The organism is Winogradskyella pulchriflava, from assembly GCF_042434315.1.
Lineage (GTDB): Bacteria > Bacteroidota > Bacteroidia > Flavobacteriales > Flavobacteriaceae > Winogradskyella > Winogradskyella pulchriflava.
Map to the genome: position 1 here is coordinate 175175 of NZ_JBHLTQ010000004.1, position 17014 is coordinate 192188.

The window sequence follows — 17014 nt, forward strand, 5'->3', positions numbered from 1 at the left end:
TTTACTTTTTTGGCGGATAACCATCAAAAATTTTCTCAACTAATTTAGCAAAAGTTGCTTCGCGTTTTTCTGGTGAAGCATTTTGCTTATATGAGCTCTCACTAACCGCTTGCCAAAACAGCTTTTCATTTTGAGATTTATCTACAAAATCAATGATGATTTCTCTGGTATTTTGATTGCCTCCTAAAGGAATTCCAACAGAAACGCCACCAAATCCACCTCTGCCTCCACCACCAGCTCCTACTCCAACCGTAGAATTATTTCTATTCATCACATCTTGACTTTGAATATCAATTAAAAAATCTGGATTTTCAGAACGTGTTAATCCCATGGTTTCAAGCTTAGCATCAATAGCTCTAATTAAGCGTTTGTTATCTAGCTCACTTAAACCCGTCTTCATATCACTAAAATAATCGTAGGTTTTGTATTGTGTGAAGTCTGTTGATTTTTCGTAATCATAATTGACTATTGCTCCGCAGGAAACGAATAACGATGCCAGTAAAATAAATTTGAAGGTCTTCATACTTTTTATTTTAAAGATATTAAAAATATAGGTTCTGTACTTGATGTAGAATAACAGAAATAAAAACTTTAACTATTCCTCTTCAGAACTGGGCTCAACAGCTTTTGTTAATGAAGACGAAATTATACCAGTTGGAATAGCCACAATACCTAAGCCAATCAATAAAATAAAAAACGTAAAAATTCGACCTCCTACTGTTATTGGATATACATCACCATAACCTACAGTAGTTAAGGTAACAATGGACCACCAAAGACTATCAAAAACTGAAGTGAAATGCTCTGGTTGGGCTTCATTTTCAAAATAATAAATACCAACTGCCGCAAAGTATATAAGCATTAAGGTGATAATCATAAATAAGATAATCTGTTCTTTTGCAGCAATCATTGCTTGTGCAAAATGTTTCATTGCCTTATTGTAACGCACCAACTTAAAGAGCCTAAACAACCTGAACATCCTCAACAAACGTAGAGAACGTAAATCGATACCGAATGATAAATAAAATGGAAGAATCGCCAGTAAATCTATAATACCAAAAAAACTAAAGATGAATTTTGGTTTATTATCGGCTACAAAAATTCTTGACACATATTCAAACGTAAAAATGACAACGCAAAAAGCTTCAATAGCATTTAAAACTACGCGCGTTTGAGGTTTTAAATCTGGTAAGGTTTCTATAGAAAATGTTATGACCGAAAGAATAATTAGAAATTGAATAAAAAAAGCAAAACGCTTACTTCGTTTTGAATTATTTGGTTCAACTAAATTCTTAAGGTAGTTTTTCATTTACGATTAACGTTTAATCATTAAGCATTTTCCAAAGTTTGTCTTTTAATTCAGTAAGTCCTTGTTGCGCTACAGATGAAATAAACATATAGTTAGCCTCTAAATCTTTATCTAAAATAGCAGACATTTCGGATTTAAGTTCATCATCTAACATATCGGATTTTGAAATAACCACAAAACGTTCCTTGTCTAACATTTCTGGGTTATAGCGTCTTAATTCGTGTAATAAAATTTCGTATTGCTCAACGATGTCTTTGGCATCAGCAGGAATTAAAAACAACAGAATAGAATTGCGCTCTATATGTCTTAAAAAATAATAACCCAAGCCTTTACCTTCCGCAGCACCTTCTATAATACCAGGAATATCTGCCATTACAAAAGATTGAAAATCTCTATACTCCACGATGCCTAAATTAGGTTTAAGCGTCGTAAACTCATAATCTGCAATTTTAGGTTTTGCAGAAGTCAACACTGATAATAATGTAGATTTACCAGCATTTGGAAAACCAACTAAGCCAACATCTGCCAGTATTTTTAATTCTAAAGTAATGTGTCTTTCTTCTAAAGGGATGCCTGGTTGTGCATAGCGTGGTGTTTGATTAACCGAACTTTTAAAATGCCAATTACCACGACCTCCCATACCTCCTTCAGCTACAATTTTCTCTTCACCATCTTCTGTGATTTCAAAGAGAATATCATTAGTTTCTGTATCTCTAACCACAGTACCTAATGGCACTTCCAAGTAAGCATCTTCACCATCAGCACCTGTGCTTCGTGCAGAACTTCCATGTTCACCATGGCCAGCTCTAATATGACGTTTAAACTTTAAGTGAATAAGTGTCCACAAATTGGAATTTCCACGGATAATAACATGACCTCCACGACCACCATCTCCTCCATCAGGTCCGCCTTTAGCGTTATATTTTTCGCGATGTAAATGCGAAGACCCTTTTCCTCCGTTACCAGAAGATACATGCATTTTTACGTAGTCTACAAAATTTCCTTCAGTCATCTAATACGTTTAATTGTTTATTCGTTGAGTCGTTTATTTGCAAAAGGCCTTCTTTACCAAATAAACGAATAAACGCATTTCTATAGTTTGTCAATAACACCACTCAATCGTACTGTGATATCTTCAATACTACCAACTCCATCAACACCAAAATATTTGTTTTGATCTGAATAGTAGTCTTTTAAAATGGCTGTTTTGTTATAATATTCCTTTATTCTATTTCTAATGATACTTTCGTCAGCATCATCTGCTCTACCACTAGTTTTTCCACGTTCTAATAAACGCTGTACCAAAACTTCATCATCTACTTCTAGAGCGACCATAGCATTAATCTGAGAATCTTTGCTATCCATAAGTTCGTCTAATGCTTTTGCCTGTGCATTAGTTCTTGGAAAACCATCAAAAATAAAACCTTTGGCATGGGCATTTTTCTCAACTTCTTTGTTCAGCATATCAATAGTTACCTGATCTGGCACCAACTCTCCTTTATCCATATAAGATTTGGCTAGCATACCTAATGCTGTCTCATTTTTTATGTTGTATCTAAATACATCTCCTGTAGAGATATGTACTAAATCGTATTTTTCTTTTAAGTAGTTTGCTTGTGTTCCTTTACCTGCTCCTGGAGGACCAAATAGCACTAAGTTAGTCATGTGTTGTGTTGTTTTTAATTGATATACGTCTGGCAAATCTCTTCCTAATCCGTTATAGTCCAGTCCATAACCAACGATGAACTTATTAGGAATTTCCATACCAACATAATGAAGTTTAAAATCTTTGTCATAGGCTTCAGGCTTGTAAAACAGCGTTGCAATAATAAGCTCTTCAACATTTTCATTTTGAAAAATGCGATGTACTTCTTCTAGCGTTTTTCCTGAATCTATAATGTCTTCTAAAATAACAACCGTTCTACCTGTTAGATCCTGAGTTAAACCTATTAATCGTTGAATATCTTCCGTTGATTTCACTCCCTCATAAGAAGCCAGTTTAATAAACGTTACTTCACAAGGTTTAGGATACTTTTTTACAAAATCGCTCACAAACATAAATGAGCCATTTAAAATCCCAACGAAAACTGGCATCTTATCGCCCAAGTCTTCTGCAATTGCGTCTACCATTTGTTGCACAGCTTGGTCTATCTCTTGTTCTGAAATGAATGATTTGAAGTATAAGTCGTGAAGCTTTATCACTGTCATATTATTTTAGAAATGCAAAGATAATCAATAGATTGTGGATTACCGATTTTTTTGAATTTCAATTTAGATGAGTTCGCTATTTATAATGTATTTTTGCAGTAAATTAATGTTTAATTTAAAGATTTCCACTTTCGTGGAAAGTGAACATGAACTATTTTTCTTCAAATTTTAAACTCGGTATTCTTGGTGGTGGTCAATTAGGCAAAATGATGCTCTACGACACACGTAAATTTGACATCTACACTTGCGTTATAGATCCTAGTCCAGAAGCACCATCACGATTAGCCTGCGACGAATTTACTGTTGGTGATTTACTAGATTACGATACAGTTGTAAACTTTGGAAAAAAGGTAGATGTATTAACTTTTGAAATTGAAAACGTAAATGTTGATGCCCTGGAAACCCTTGAAGACCAAGGTGTAAAGGTTTTTCCTTCTTCCAAAACATTGCGTACCATTCAAAATAAAGCGACTCAAAAATTATTTTATCGCGATAACACTATTCCTACTGCAGATTTTTCGCGTTTTGCACATACTTCAGAAATTGAAGATGCCGTAGGCAATGGAGGCTTAAGTTATCCTTTTGTTTGGAAGAGTGCTCGTTTTGGTTACGATGGTCAAGGTGTAAAAGTGGTAAGGCGTTACACCGATTTAATAGACCTACCTAATGTTGAATGTATTGCGGAAAAACTAATTCCATTTAAGAATGAATTGGCCGTTATTGTTGCCAGAAACGAAAAAGGCGATTTAAAAACCTATCCTGTTGTTGAGATGGAGTTTCATCCTGAAGCCAACCAAGTAGAGTATGTTATTTGCCCAGCAAGAATACCTGATGCTATTGCTAAAAAAGCGGAGCTCGTTGCTTTAAAAACCGCTGCTGCGTTTAAGCATGTTGGACTATTAGCAGTTGAAATGTTTCAAACAGAAAATGACGAGATTTTAGTGAACGAAGTTGCACCAAGACCACATAATTCCGGACATTACAGCATAGAAGCGAGTTACACATCACAGTTTGAGCAACAGCTAAGATGCATTCTAAATTTACCTCTAGGAAATACTGAAAGTAAAGTTGCTGGTGTGATGGTAAATTTAGTAGGCGCAGAAGATTACACAGGTGATGTTGTGTACAAAAACATAGAAAAAATTATGGCTATGGATGGTGTTACGCCTCATATTTATGGAAAAAAAGAAACACGACCTTTCCGTAAAATGGGACACGTAACTATTGTCAATAAAGATATAGCAGTAGCTCGTGAAGTTGCAGAAAAAGTAAAAAGAACAATTGAAGTTATTAGCGAATAAATTATGAGTAAAATTGGAATAATAATGGGAAGTAAAAGCGATTTGCCTGTAATGCAAGACGCTATAGATATATTAAAAGGATTTGATATTGAAATTGAAGTGGATATCGTTTCCGCACATCGTACACCAGAAAAATTATTCGATTACGGTAAAAATGCACATACCAGAGGTATCAAAGTAATAATTGCTGGTGCTGGTGGTGCTGCGCATTTACCAGGAATGGTTGCTTCACTTTCTCCTTTACCTGTTATTGGAGTACCAGTAAAAAGTAGTAATTCAATAGACGGTTGGGATTCTGTTTTATCAATTTTACAAATGCCAGGTGGAGTGCCAGTTGCTACAGTTGCGCTCAACGGAGCAAAGAATGCTGGGATTTTAGCTGCACAGATTTTAGGAAGTTCTGACCAATGTATTTTAGATAAAATTATGGTCTATAAAGAAGGACTAAAAGCTAAAGTTATTGATTCTGCTAAAGACCTATAAAGAAGCCTCAACATAAGTTGAGGCCTCTAGCTATTAACCAATCTCTCAGAGTAAACTATTATTTCTCTGAAACTTGCTGCAAAAGTAACTAAACTTAAAACCCCATTCTACTACAACACTCTTAAAACTACGTTAAAATTCAGACAATCAATTAGATAAGTAAGAAAATTTAGACGATTTTACAATATGACTATCCTTAACAAACCTTTTGATACTAAATATAATTCAGCACCTTTTTCAAAATTAAAAAATGAAGACTTTCTTCCAGCTTTTAAAATAGCCATTGAAAAAGCTAAGGCTGAAATTGATACGATTACAAACAATTCTGAAAAACCTTCTTTTGAAAATACTATTGAAGCTCTCGATTATTCAGGTGAAGAATTAGATCGTCTATCTAGTATTTTCTTTAATCTAAATTCTGCTGAAACTAATGATGAGATTCAGAAAATAGCGCAAGAAGTTTCTCCATTGCTTTCAGAGTTTAGTAATGACATCACGTTGAACGAAGATTTATTTAAGCGCGTTAAAGCTGTTTATGAGTCAAAACCAGATTTAGATTTAACAACTGAACAAGAAACACTGCTGGATAAAAAATACAAAGGTTTTTCAAGAAATGGTGCTAATTTACCGGATGATAAAAAAGAAAAATTACGCGCTATTGATAAAGAATTAAGTCAGTTAAAATTAAAATTTGGAGAGCATATTTTAGCCGAAACCAACAAGTTTGAAATGCATCTTACTAGCGAATCTGACCTAGCAGGATTACCAGATGGTGCTAAAGAAGCTGCCAAACAATTAGCCGAATCTAAAGGAAAAGATGGCTGGTTAATTACCTTGGATTATCCAAGTTATATTCCATTTATGACCTATGCTGATAGTAGAGCATTGCGCGAAAAATTATCTAAAGCATTCGGAAGAAAAGGATTTCAAAATGACGATTTAGACAACCAGGACATTGTGTTGAAAATTGCAAATTTACGATTTCAACGTGCGCAACTATTAGGTTACAAAACTCATGCGCATTTTGTATTGGAAGAACGTATGGCGGAAACTCCAGAAAAAGTAAATACTTTTTTAAATGAACTATTAGATAAAGCTAAACCTGCTGCAAAAGAGGAGTTTGAAAAACTTGAAGATTTTGCAAAGGGCTTAGATGGTATCGACCAATTACAAAAATGGGATTCAGCATACTATGCCGAGAAATTAAAACAAAAATTGTTCGATTTAGATGATGAACAGCTTAAGCCTTATTTTAAACTAGAAAATGTTATCAATGGAGCTTTTATAGTTGCTAATAAATTATTTGGACTTCATTTTGAAGAAATCAACACTATCGATAAATATCATAAGGATGTTTTAACCTATAAAGTTACGGATAGTGAAGGTGAATTGGTTTCTATTTTTTACGCTGACTTTTTCCCAAGAGCAGGCAAGCGTAATGGTGCTTGGATGACGTCTTACAAACCGCAAATGATAAAAAACGGAGTTAATAAACGTCCACATGTATCTATTGTTTGCAACTTTACTAAACCAACTAAAAGCAAACCTTCTTTACTTACATTCAACGAAGTCACCACATTATTCCATGAGTTTGGCCATGCCTTACATGGTATGTTAGCCAACACTACGTATCCTAGTTTATCTGGCACTAGTGTGTATTGGGATTTTGTAGAGCTGCCAAGTCAAATTTTAGAAAACTGGTGTTACGAAGAAGAAACCTTAAAGCTTTTTGCAACCCACTACGAAACTGGTGAAGTCATTCCGATGGAACTTATAGAAAAAATAAAAGCATCTTCAACCTTTCATGAAGGCATGCAAACTTTACGTCAGTTGAGTTTTGGTCTTTTAGACATGAGTTGGCATGGTATTGACCCTACGCATATTACAGATGTAAAAGCGCATGAAGTTGAAGCATTTGGCGAAACAAAACTATATCCTGAAGTTGCTGAAAATTGTATGAGTACAGCCTTTTCTCATATTTTTCAAGGTGGCTATTCTTCTGGTTATTACAGCTATAAATGGGCTGAAGTATTGGATGCAGATGCGTTTGAATATTTTAAACAAGAAGGAATTTTCAATAAAACCGTTGCGGATAAATTCAAAACCTATGTGTTGTCGCAAGGTGGTACTGAAAACCCAATGACATTATACAAAAAGTTTAGAGGTCAAGAGCCAAAGCCAGAAGCTTTACTTAGACGCGCTGGACTTTTAAAATAATTTAATAATGATAATCTTCAACATAAACGGAAAAAAGATAAAAGATTGGAAATCATTCCATTCAGTTTTTAAAAAAGAGTTGAATTTTCCTGATTATTATGGTGAGAACATGGATGCTTGGATAGACTGTGTAGATGACTTAACAGATAATACTAAAGAGCCGATAGCTATTCACATAAATAATGGGCAATTGATAAAAGATAACAATCCAGATATATTAGAAGCAATTCTTGAATGTTCGGCTTTTGTAAACTACAGGAAAATTTCGAATGGTGATCAACCAAATCTTTTGGTTTCTTTGGTATTTTAAATTTAAGCAGGAGAATGGATTGATAAAATAAGATTCTTAATTCAGCGTTTTGATTTTATGAAAGTTTTAAAGCTGTTAGGACACATTTCTATTGCAATCCTCTTAACATTCCTTACACAAGTTGGAGGCATTATATGGATTCTATCTGTTTTAATTTCGGTAAGGACAAATAAGAATAAACGTTATATTTTTCCTTTACTGTACCTAACATTTAATTTATTGCTTATACCACCAATAGCTTCGCTTTTAGGTAGAACTCAACTTCCTTGGTCTAATAGTAATATTGCATCTCGGAATTGGTTCTACCCATTAGCATTTAGAAATTATGTAAAACCAGAATTAAAGAATCTATTAATTGAAAGCTCAAAAACAAGTGGAATAAAAATCACTTATTTGGATGCCAATTTTCCTTTTTTTGATGGTTTTCCACTGTTACCTCACCTAAGTCATAATGATGGAAAAAAGATTGACATCAGCTTTAATTACACAACTAAAGATGATGCTAAAACCGACAAAAAACCTTCGCTTTCTGGTTATGGATCGTATGTAAATCCTAGTCCTATAACTTCAAAAAACTGTATCAACAAAGGTTATTGGCAATATGATTTCCCTAAGAATCTCACATTTGGTGTAGTTAATAAGGATTTAAAATTAGATAGGAAATCAACAAGAAAATTATTGAAAACATTTATAGCTCATGCTGACACCCAAAAAATATTTATTGAGCCTTACCTGAAACAATCCTTAAATCTAGAAAAAGAATCTAAGCTTAGATTTCACGGTTGCCAAGCCGTTAGACATGACGACCATATTCATTTACAGATACATTAAAGCTAATATTTCAGCATTTTAATGGTTCTAATAAAACTTCCAGAGCGAATTTTAACCAAGTAAACACCACTGCTTTGTAGTTTAAAATCGTGCGTTGTTTGAGAGATTATATTTAACTTGGTTTCTACAACTTTCTTTCCTAATATATTATAAACTGTAATATGGTATTGCCCAGGCTGGTTAAAGGTTACACTACCATTTCCTATGCTTACATCTTGGTTGATGTTAAATGTATCTACAGATAGAATTGCCGAACCAAAACCGTAATCACTTCCTTTTAAATCGGCTGATTGTCTGGATTGGTCAGAATTAGTAATTAAAAAGTACCAATCAAAAACCTCAGTGCCACTCGGAATCGTTGTAGCGTTTTGGGATGGCTCTTCAAGGTATGTTCTTGTAGCTGGATTAAACGTCGCTACGTAATATCCTAATCCTGAGTCGTAAGTTAACGGAATCATGGTATTGACATCTGAAAAATCATCGTGATAATCCCAAGTCATTGGATCAGCATCCGTTTGTAAACCAGTATATAAATACAAGTTAGGATCACTGAAAGGATCAAAAATAGAATAGTCGTCAGATTCGCCATATTTAAACGTTATTGTTCCAGAGTTGATATCGCATGGATTTGGAACAAGCTCAATTTGGGCGTGGCTTATTCCGAACATAAATAATGTTAAGCAAAGTAGATTTAGTCTCATACGCTGTAATTTTAACTCTAAAATAAGAAAATTACAAACATAAACTTTCAATAATTATTGAAAGTTTAAAATTTATTGTATATTTGCTCTATGGAATATCAAGAAGCAAAAGAAAAATTCATTAGTACTTGGGGAAGTTTAGGTTCACTTTGGGGCATAAACAAAGCTATGGCACAAATACAAGCCTTGCTTTTTATTTCAACTAAACCATTGTCTATGGAAGACATTATGGAAGATCTTAAAATTTCTCGTGGTAATACGAGCATGAATTTAAGACAACTTATGGATTGGGGAATTGTAACTAAAGTTTTGATTACTGGTGAGCGAAAAGAATTTTTTACAACAGAAAAAGATGTACAAGAATTAGCGCGTATCGTCGCTAAGGAACGCAGCCGAAGAGAAATAAAACCTGTTATAAAAGTTTTGGATGACGTCTCTTCTATTAAAGATGATGGCACCGAAAAAACCAAAGAACTGATAAAGCAAACAAAAGCACTAAAAGGCATTACGCACGATTTAGACACCTTAATGAATAAACTTGTCAATCAAAAACAGAATTGGCTAACTAAGTCGGTATTTAAATTGATGAAATAGAACATATATTTTTTAAACCAAACTTTCAGTTTTTTCTGAAAGTTTTAAACAAATTAAAGACATGACAAACTTATACAAATTCAATAAAATTATTCTAATAATAACTTTGATTCTGTATCTAACATTAATTTTAGGTTTATATGCTCAAATCGTGCTAGGAGCAGTTCAATTACTAAGTGCTATAAGTATTACTTTTTTATGGGAAAAGTTTGAAAATCGCAACAAAAAACAACTAATGATTTACTGGTTTGTTGTGATTATATATGGGATTGGATGGTTAATTGAAATAAACCTCAATGATTTTTGGTGGTTAGGAATAATAATTATTCCAATGTCGATTGCAATCTATTTCGTTTGGATATTAAACAATTTAAAAAACCTTAATAATGGTAACGCAATCAATCAATAATAAAAACATATTCATGACATGCCATTGGGAAGATTTAATCATCTCTACCTTTGAAGTAGATAAGGCTATTCTCGAAAAGTATCTGCCTAACAATACCGAATTAGATCTATTTAATGGTAAAGCACTAATGAGTATTGTTGCATTTACCTTTTCTAAGGTTAAGTTTTTTGAAATAAAAATTCCGTTTCATCAAAAGTTTGGTCAAATCAATTTTCGATTTTATGCCAAATCAAAAATCGATGGTACTAAAGGTGTTGTTTTTATTAAGGAATTTGCTCCAAAACCTATTATAGCATTAACAGCAAATATCTTTTATAATGAGCCTTATTTTACTAAGAACATAAGGTTTAATATAAGTACTAAAAGCGATGAAAAAACCATCAAGTATGCATACAAAGACATGTCTGTAAAGGCAAAAGTTAAAACAGCTTCAAAACCATTAATTAAAAACTCACTTGAAGAATTTGTAGTTGACAGATACGTAGCGTTTGTAAAAAGTAATACCTCAAAAACACTTCAATATAGAATACATCATAAACCTTGGAAACTTTACGAATTCATACATACAGAAATAAATGAAAATTTAATCTCGTTACTTCCAAAACATTTCAAATCCGCTAAACTTATAAAAACTTATATTGTTGATGGTTCATTTGTTTCAGTAGAAAAAGGCAAATTACCAACTACAATTTCCGTAGAGAAAACAAGAACTCATTTTGCTTAATTTACCTGAATGGAATTTGGATCGCGTTCTCTAAAACATAAAATAATTTACGCTATTTTTGTGCAGCAATGAAATTGAACAATGGCTAACCACAAATTAGATCCTAATAATTGGGTGAAACTACATTCGGATTATCTCTTCAACTACACTATTACACGTGTTAGTGATAGAGAAATTGCTCAGGATTTAGTTTCCGAAACCTTTTTGGCTGGTTTAAAATCCATGGCAAATTTTAAAGGAGAAGCTAGTGAACGCACTTGGTTAATTTCAATATTAAAGCGCAAAATTATAGACCATTATCGCAAGATAAACTCTAATAAAGGTAAAGCCGAAGTTAGAATGAGCTATAATACTACAGGAGAAGATGAAGGTGATTGGCTAGAAGAACGTGTTGCAGATCCTTTTGATAAAACAGCAGAAGACACTATGGTAAATTCTGAGTTAGGTGATGCTATATACGATTGCTTAGCTAAATTACCAGAAAAGCAAGCCGATGTTTTTAAGATGAAAACTATTTTAGGTTATGATACTGAGACAATTTGTAATGAATTAGATATTACAGCGTCTAACCTTTGGGTAATTATACATAGAGCACGTACTGCTCTTGCTGAGTGTATGGAAAAAAATTGGTTTTAATTAACATGAAAAAACGTTTTTTATTTATAAGCTGTGATGAGGCAAAACACATTTGCGATAAAACGCAATACGGTGAAGCCACTGCTTGGGAACGCTTTAAACTTGGACTCCGTTTAATGTGGTGTAGATTTACTAAGGCTTACTCTAAGAACAACAATAAACTTAGTGATGCCATACAAAAAGCCGAAGTTAATTGCCTAGAAAACAAAGAACGGAAAAAGCTTCAGGAAAAATTTGAACAAGAATTATCTAAGTACCAATAATATAATCAGCCACATAATTGGTACTGCTTCCACCCAAAACGCACTATAATATTCCGATTGGTTTTTGTTTGAAAAAATAACAAACAACATTGTTATAAAAACGATTATCAGTGTTGACACTATTGAACCAGCTGTTAATTCATCTTTAAAATACTCAAGAAAAAAAAATACCATTAAAAGTAAAACACCTATAATTTTTGTAAGCTTTACTCCTATTCTTTGAGGTATTGTACCGAGTTTTATACTATCAAAATTTAAGTCCCTAATCTCAAAGGGCAACATTAATACAATTACAAATACAAACCGTTGAATGATTGTTATAAAGGCATCAGCAGTAAATACCACATCGTTTTCAATTAAAGGCAAAACAACTGTTGTAAAAGCCCAGACCAATGCTATGATGTAAATTTTTAAGCCATTAATCTGCCTAAGGTTCATTTGACTATCCCTAAAATAACGCATAGGCAATAACGGAACAGCATATAAAAACGTGATGAGTCCGAAAACTGATAAATAAATTAATGTTTCTTCTTGAAGTTGAAACGCAAAATAACACATAGCGATAAACGCAATCAGAGAAAAAACTTGAATCATTTTTAACCAATTTGCTAAACTGCGATGATGAAACTTGGCAATACCAAAATACTTTACAAAATTATATCCTGTAATGGTAGCAAAAAACACAAAATAAAGTACAGATTTATCGTACCCTAATTTAAATTGAATTAACGTAACCCAAGTAAAAGCAAATACAGCGAAAGCCACATGTATGCTACTGTTGAGATAGAAATTAAAAATATGCTTTAAACCATTCATTAAACAAAAATACGCATTGTGTTAATAACCTTGTTTTTCGGTTAAAAACTTTAATGTTCCTTAACTAAATAAAAAGGCTAAATACGTATTTTTGCAAAACTAAATAAACACAACATTTTTTTAATGGATACGACTTCTTTTGCACTTAGACACATAGGACCAAATTCACAAGAACAAAAAGAGATGCTAAACACTATTGGTGTTACAAGCATAGATCAACTTGTTTCAGAAACAGTACCTGCTGATATTCGTCTAAAAAAGGATTTAGATTTAGCTCCTGCCATGAGTGAGCAAGAGTATTTAAATCATATTTTTGAGCTCTCAAAACTCAACAAAGTATTTAAATCTTATATAGGTTTAGGCTACCACCCAACTAACTTACCTGCTGTAATTCAGCGTAATATCTTAGAAAATCCAGGTTGGTACACAGCTTATACTCCATATCAAGCTGAGATTGCTCAAGGCCGTTTAGAAGCCTTATTAAATTTTCAAACTATGGTTATTGATTTAACAGGTATGGAAATTGCCAACGCTTCACTTTTGGATGAAAGTACAGCTGCCGCAGAAGCTATGAGTCTTTTATTCGCTGTAAGAGAACGTGACCAGAAGAAAGCTGGTGTCAATAAATTCTTTGTATCAGACTTGGTATTACCACAAACTATAGATTTGCTTGAGACAAGAGCAAATCCTATTGGTATTGAATTAGTTATTGGTAATGAAGCCGAATACAATCTATCAGGCGACTATTTTGGTGCATTATTGCAATATCCAGGGAAGAACGGACAGATTACCGACATTAAATCTTTTATTGAAAAAGCTAATGCCGAAAACATAAAAGTAGCTGTAGCTGCAGACATATTAAGTCTTGTAAAACTTGAAGCACCTGGAAAATTTGGTGCAGATGTCGTTGTTGGTACAACGCAACGTTTTGGAATTCCTATGGGATTTGGTGGCCCACACGCTGCTTATTTCGCCACTAAAGAGGCTTACAAACGTGATGTTCCTGGACGTATAATTGGTGTTACCAAAGATGCCAATGGCAACAGAGCATTACGTATGGCATTACAAACTAGAGAGCAACACATTAAGCGCGATAAGGCAACATCTAACATCTGTACAGCACAAGTACTTTTAGCAGTAATGGCTGGTATGTATGCCGTTTACCATGGTCCAAAAGGATTAACTTTTATTGCAGACAAGGTTAAAAACTCTGCCTCTACGTTAAGTAATGCATTAAAAAGTTTAGGATTAGAACAAGCTAATTCTCATTACTTTGATACCTTACAAATTAAAGCAGATGCTGTTAAAGTAAAGTACGAAGCAGAGAAATGTGAAGTCAATTTTCATTATCCAGATACCAATACTGTTACTATTGCAATTAATGAAACAACTACGATTGCCGACTTAAACGAGATCATTTCAATTTTTGAAAATGTAACAGGAAAAACTACAGACAAAATTGAGGCTATTTCTACTTTAGAAACTATTCCAGAACATTTAAAACGTCAAACCGAATTTTTAACCTTTGATGTGTTTAACGCCTTTCATTCTGAAACTGAATTAATGCGTTACATCAAGCGTTTAGAACGCAAAGATTTGGCTTTAAATCATTCAATGATTTCTCTTGGTTCTTGTACCATGAAATTAAATGCAGCTGCAGAGATGTTACCATTAAGCTGGAGCAGTTGGGGAAATATGCATCCTTTTGTACCTAGTGACCAACCAATCGGTTATAAGCTAATGTTAAATGCATTAGAAAACCAATTAACAGAAATTACTGGTTTTTCTGCAACATCTTTACAACCAAATTCCGGAGCACAAGGTGAGTTTGCTGGTCTTATGGTTATAAAAGCATATCACGAATCTCGTGGAGATCATCACAGAAATATCTGTTTAATACCATCATCTGCTCACGGAACAAATCCAGCAAGTGCTGTTATGGCTGGTATGAAAGTAGTTGTAACAAAAGCATCAGAGAATGGTAACATTGATGTTGACGATTTAAGAGAAAAAGCAGAATTACATAAAGATAATTTATCTGCTTTAATGGTAACATATCCTTCCACTCATGGAGTTTACGAATCTGCTATAAAAGAAATTACGCAAATCATTCATGATAACGGTGGACAAGTATATATGGATGGCGCCAATATGAATGCACAAGTAGGCTTAACCAATCCAGGGAATATTGGTGCTGATGTTTGTCACTTAAATCTACACAAAACCTTTGCTATACCTCACGGAGGTGGAGGACCAGGCGTTGGACCAATTTGCGTTGCTGAACAATTAGTTCCTTTTTTACCAGGAAACCCACTTGTAAAAACGGGTGGACACCAAGCTATTTCTGCAATTTCAGCAGCACCATTTGGATCTTCATTAGCTTGTATTATTTCCTATGGTTACATTAAAATGTTAGGTGCAAAAGGCTTAAAACAAGCCACGGAAGCTGCGATATTAAATGCCAATTATATCAAAGAGCGTTTAGAAGGCTATTATCCTACACTTTATACAGGAGAAAATGGAAGAGCCGCACACGAAATGATTATAGATTGTCGTGATTTTAAAGCAAATGGAATTGAAGTCACTGATATTGCAAAGCGATTAATGGATTATGGATTCCATGCTCCAACGGTTTCCTTCCCTGTAGCTGGCACCATGATGATAGAACCAACAGAAAGTGAAAGTAAAGCAGAGATGGATCGTTTTTGTGATGCTATGATTTCTATTCGAAAAGAAATTGATAGTGTTTCAAAAGACGAACCAAATAACGTCTTAAAAAATGCACCTCATACATTAGAAATGCTAACTTCAGACGAATGGCTTTTACCTTATTCAAGAGAAAAAGCAGCTTTCCCATTAGATTATGTTAGAGACAGTAAATTTTGGCCAAGTGTAAGACGTGTAGATGATGCTTATGGAGATAGAAACCTAATGTGTAGTTGTGCACCTATCGAAGAATTTATTGATGCATAACTAAAATTAAGAGTTAAAAAAAGTGCCTAAATTGGGCACTTTTTTGTATATTATATTGAATTAAGAAGAATTATTGTGAATTTGAAAAAAATAATATCAATAATACTTTATATAAAGAAAAACTGTTTAATATTAGTTAGTTTCGTATTACTTAACTGAAATATAGCAAATATGGGAATCAGAATCACAGGAACGGGAAGTTATGTACCGAGCAGTATAGAAAAGAATGAGGACTTTCATCAACATGAATTTTTAAATGTTGATGGTTCTGCCATTAATCACCCAAACGAGGTTATTGTAGATAAATTTAAAGCTATTACTGGTATTGTAGAAAGGCGCTATGTAGATAAGGAATTAACCTCATCTGACATCGGTTTTTTAGCCGCACAGAAAGCAATTGAAGATGCAAACATAGATCCAGAAAAGATTGACTACATCATTTGTGCACACAATTTTGGAGATGTAAAAGCTGATACTATTCAAAGTGATATTTTACCTTGTTTAGCATCACGTGTAAAATATAATTTGAGAATAAAAAACCCAAAATGTGTTGCCTACGATATCCTTTTTGGTTGTCCAGGTTGGGTAGAAGGTGTTATTCAAGCAAAAGCATTTATAAAATCTGGAATGGCAAAACGATGCTTAGTCATTGGATCAGAAACCTTATCTAGAGTAGTTGATAAACACGATAGGGATTCAATGATTTATTCCGATGGTGCAGGTGCAACCATTGTTGAAGAAACCGAAGACGAAGGTATTATAGCACACGAAACTGCAAGTTTTACTTATGACGAAGCGTATTACTTATATTTCGGAAAATCCAACAATCAAAAACTCTGTAAGGATACACGTTATATAAAAATGCATGGTCGAAAAATATACGAATTTGCGCTGACCAATGTTCCAAATGCCATGAAAACCTGTTTAGACAATAGCGGTATTGATATTTCTGAAGTCAAAAAAATATTGATTCATCAGGCTAACGAAAAAATGGACGAGGCGATTATTAAACGTTTTTATAGACTGTACAAAAAACCTGTTCCAGAAGGTATAATGCCTATGAGTATTCACAAATTAGGAAACAGCTCTGTTGCTACTGTTCCTACGCTTTTTGATCTAATAAGAAAAAACAAACTCGAAAATCACAGCATAGCAAAAGGAGACATTATTATCTTTGCTAGTGTAGGTGCTGGCATGCATATAAACGCTATAACTTATAGATATTGATTTAAAGATTAC

General features: G+C 33.6%; 18 protein-coding genes. 12 read left to right on the plus strand and 6 right to left on the minus strand.

The window, feature by feature from the left end:
• Position 1 precedes the first annotated feature (1 nt).
• The 4 genes from ACFFGA_RS09200 to ACFFGA_RS09215 all read right to left on the minus strand — a co-directional run bounded on the left by ACFFGA_RS09200 (position 2) and on the right by ACFFGA_RS09215 (position 3511).
• Complete coding sequence (locus ACFFGA_RS09200; protein WP_386062855.1) at positions 2–523, minus strand: DUF4136 domain-containing protein; 522 nt, start codon at positions 521–523, stop codon at positions 2–4.
• Between the two features lie 72 nt (positions 524–595).
• Positions 596–1309 (minus strand): ion transporter, encoded by a 714-nt coding sequence (locus ACFFGA_RS09205; RefSeq protein ID WP_386062858.1) that lies wholly within the window; start codon positions 1307–1309, stop codon positions 596–598.
• Positions 1310–1322: 13 nt separating this feature from the next.
• Positions 1323–2321 (minus strand): GTPase ObgE, encoded by a 999-nt coding sequence (obgE, locus tag ACFFGA_RS09210; RefSeq protein WP_386062861.1) that lies wholly within the window; start codon positions 2319–2321, stop codon positions 1323–1325.
• Between the two features lie 80 nt (positions 2322–2401).
• On the minus strand, positions 2402–3511 hold the full coding sequence (locus ACFFGA_RS09215; protein WP_386063006.1) for an adenylate kinase: 1110 nt from the start codon (positions 3509–3511) through the stop codon (positions 2402–2404).
• Between the two features lie 152 nt (positions 3512–3663).
• On the opposite strand from ACFFGA_RS09215, the gene ACFFGA_RS09220 reads away from it, so the two are divergent.
• The 5 genes from ACFFGA_RS09220 to ACFFGA_RS09240 all read left to right on the plus strand — a co-directional run bounded on the left by ACFFGA_RS09220 (position 3664) and on the right by ACFFGA_RS09240 (position 8659).
• The gene (locus tag ACFFGA_RS09220; protein ID WP_386062864.1) at positions 3664–4818 is read left to right on the plus strand and encodes a 5-(carboxyamino)imidazole ribonucleotide synthase; all 1155 of its coding nucleotides are present in this window, start codon (positions 3664–3666) and stop codon (positions 4816–4818) included.
• A 3-nt stretch (positions 4819–4821) separates the two neighbouring features.
• Positions 4822–5301, plus strand: coding sequence for a 5-(carboxyamino)imidazole ribonucleotide mutase (gene purE, locus ACFFGA_RS09225; protein ID WP_386062867.1), 480 nt, complete (start codon positions 4822–4824; stop codon positions 5299–5301).
• Positions 5302–5487: 186 nt separating this feature from the next.
• Positions 5488–7518: a M3 family metallopeptidase gene (locus ACFFGA_RS09230; RefSeq protein WP_386062870.1), complete on the plus strand. Its 2031-nt coding sequence runs from the start codon at positions 5488–5490 to the stop codon at positions 7516–7518.
• 7 nt (positions 7519–7525) lie between these two features.
• Positions 7526–7828: a barstar family protein gene (locus ACFFGA_RS09235; RefSeq protein ID WP_386062873.1), complete on the plus strand. Its 303-nt coding sequence runs from the start codon at positions 7526–7528 to the stop codon at positions 7826–7828.
• Positions 7829–7885: 57 nt separating this feature from the next.
• On the plus strand, positions 7886–8659 hold the full coding sequence (locus ACFFGA_RS09240) for a hypothetical protein (protein ID WP_386062876.1): 774 nt from the start codon (positions 7886–7888) through the stop codon (positions 8657–8659).
• 2 nt (positions 8660–8661) lie between these two features.
• Here the strand turns inward: ACFFGA_RS09240 and ACFFGA_RS09245 are convergent, their stop codons facing one another.
• Positions 8662–9327 carry a T9SS type A sorting domain-containing protein gene (locus ACFFGA_RS09245; protein ID WP_386062879.1) on the minus strand — a complete coding sequence of 222 codons (666 nt, stop codon included), beginning with the start codon at positions 9325–9327 and terminating at the stop codon, positions 8662–8664.
• A 123-nt stretch (positions 9328–9450) separates the two neighbouring features.
• On the opposite strand from ACFFGA_RS09245, the gene ACFFGA_RS09250 reads away from it, so the two are divergent.
• The 5 genes from ACFFGA_RS09250 (at position 9451) to ACFFGA_RS09270 (ending at position 11986) form a co-directional block, all read left to right on the plus strand.
• On the plus strand, positions 9451–9954 hold the full coding sequence (locus ACFFGA_RS09250) for a GbsR/MarR family transcriptional regulator (RefSeq protein WP_386062882.1): 504 nt from the start codon (positions 9451–9453) through the stop codon (positions 9952–9954).
• Positions 9955–10015: 61 nt separating this feature from the next.
• Positions 10016–10363, plus strand: coding sequence for a hypothetical protein (locus tag ACFFGA_RS09255; protein WP_386062884.1), 348 nt, complete (start codon positions 10016–10018; stop codon positions 10361–10363).
• A complete protein-coding gene (locus ACFFGA_RS09260; RefSeq protein WP_386062887.1) occupies positions 10341–11087 on the plus strand; it encodes a YqjF family protein in 747 nt (248 codons plus the stop codon). Before ACFFGA_RS09255 ends, ACFFGA_RS09260 begins: the two co-directional genes overlap by 23 nt.
• A gap of 81 nt (positions 11088–11168) precedes the next feature.
• Positions 11169–11723: a sigma-70 family RNA polymerase sigma factor gene (locus ACFFGA_RS09265; protein ID WP_386062890.1), complete on the plus strand. Its 555-nt coding sequence runs from the start codon at positions 11169–11171 to the stop codon at positions 11721–11723.
• 5 nt (positions 11724–11728) lie between these two features.
• Positions 11729–11986 (plus strand): hypothetical protein, encoded by a 258-nt coding sequence (locus ACFFGA_RS09270; RefSeq protein WP_386062893.1) that lies wholly within the window; start codon positions 11729–11731, stop codon positions 11984–11986.
• Here ACFFGA_RS09270 and ACFFGA_RS09275 read toward each other — a convergent pair.
• Positions 11969–12802 carry a UbiA prenyltransferase family protein gene (locus ACFFGA_RS09275; RefSeq protein WP_386062896.1) on the minus strand — a complete coding sequence of 278 codons (834 nt, stop codon included), beginning with the start codon at positions 12800–12802 and terminating at the stop codon, positions 11969–11971. The genes ACFFGA_RS09270 and ACFFGA_RS09275 overlap by 18 nt on opposite strands.
• A 123-nt stretch (positions 12803–12925) precedes the next feature.
• Between ACFFGA_RS09275 and gcvP the strand changes: the two genes are divergently transcribed.
• Both gcvP and ACFFGA_RS09285 read left to right on the plus strand, forming a co-directional pair.
• Positions 12926–15775, plus strand: coding sequence for an aminomethyl-transferring glycine dehydrogenase (gene gcvP / locus ACFFGA_RS09280; protein WP_386062899.1), 2850 nt, complete (start codon positions 12926–12928; stop codon positions 15773–15775).
• Positions 15776–15946: 171 nt separating this feature from the next.
• A complete protein-coding gene (locus ACFFGA_RS09285; protein WP_386062901.1) occupies positions 15947–17002 on the plus strand; it encodes a 3-oxoacyl-ACP synthase III family protein in 1056 nt (351 codons plus the stop codon).
• Positions 17003–17014: the final 12 nt, after the last annotated feature.

Bases quoted from the DNA above. Each gene is read 5' to 3' on its own strand.
- ACFFGA_RS09200 (WP_386062855.1), bottom strand. From the start codon at position 523: ATGAAGACCTTCAAATTTATTTTACTGGCATCGTTATTCGTTTCCTGC.
- ACFFGA_RS09205 (WP_386062858.1), bottom strand. From the start codon at position 1,309: ATGAAAAACTACCTTAAGAATTTAGTTGAACCAAATAATTCAAAACGA.
- obgE (WP_386062861.1), bottom strand. From the start codon at position 2,321: ATGACTGAAGGAAATTTTGTAGACTACGTAAAAATGCATGTATCTTCT.
- ACFFGA_RS09220 (WP_386062864.1), top strand. From the start codon at position 3,664: ATGAACTATTTTTCTTCAAATTTTAAACTCGGTATTCTTGGTGGTGGT.
- purE (WP_386062867.1), top strand. From the start codon at position 4,822: ATGAGTAAAATTGGAATAATAATGGGAAGTAAAAGCGATTTGCCTGTA.
- ACFFGA_RS09230 (WP_386062870.1), top strand. From the start codon at position 5,488: ATGACTATCCTTAACAAACCTTTTGATACTAAATATAATTCAGCACCT.
- ACFFGA_RS09235 (WP_386062873.1), top strand. From the start codon at position 7,526: ATGATAATCTTCAACATAAACGGAAAAAAGATAAAAGATTGGAAATCA.
- ACFFGA_RS09240 (WP_386062876.1), top strand. From the start codon at position 7,886: ATGAAAGTTTTAAAGCTGTTAGGACACATTTCTATTGCAATCCTCTTA.
- ACFFGA_RS09245 (WP_386062879.1), bottom strand. From the start codon at position 9,327: ATGTTCGGAATAAGCCACGCCCAAATTGAGCTTGTTCCAAATCCATGC.
- ACFFGA_RS09250 (WP_386062882.1), top strand. From the start codon at position 9,451: ATGGAATATCAAGAAGCAAAAGAAAAATTCATTAGTACTTGGGGAAGT.
- ACFFGA_RS09255 (WP_386062884.1), top strand. From the start codon at position 10,016: ATGACAAACTTATACAAATTCAATAAAATTATTCTAATAATAACTTTG.
- ACFFGA_RS09260 (WP_386062887.1), top strand. From the start codon at position 10,341: ATGGTAACGCAATCAATCAATAATAAAAACATATTCATGACATGCCAT.
- ACFFGA_RS09265 (WP_386062890.1), top strand. From the start codon at position 11,169: ATGGCTAACCACAAATTAGATCCTAATAATTGGGTGAAACTACATTCG.
- ACFFGA_RS09270 (WP_386062893.1), top strand. From the start codon at position 11,729: ATGAAAAAACGTTTTTTATTTATAAGCTGTGATGAGGCAAAACACATT.
- ACFFGA_RS09275 (WP_386062896.1), bottom strand. From the start codon at position 12,802: ATGAATGGTTTAAAGCATATTTTTAATTTCTATCTCAACAGTAGCATA.
- gcvP (WP_386062899.1), top strand. From the start codon at position 12,926: ATGGATACGACTTCTTTTGCACTTAGACACATAGGACCAAATTCACAA.
- ACFFGA_RS09285 (WP_386062901.1), top strand. From the start codon at position 15,947: ATGGGAATCAGAATCACAGGAACGGGAAGTTATGTACCGAGCAGTATA.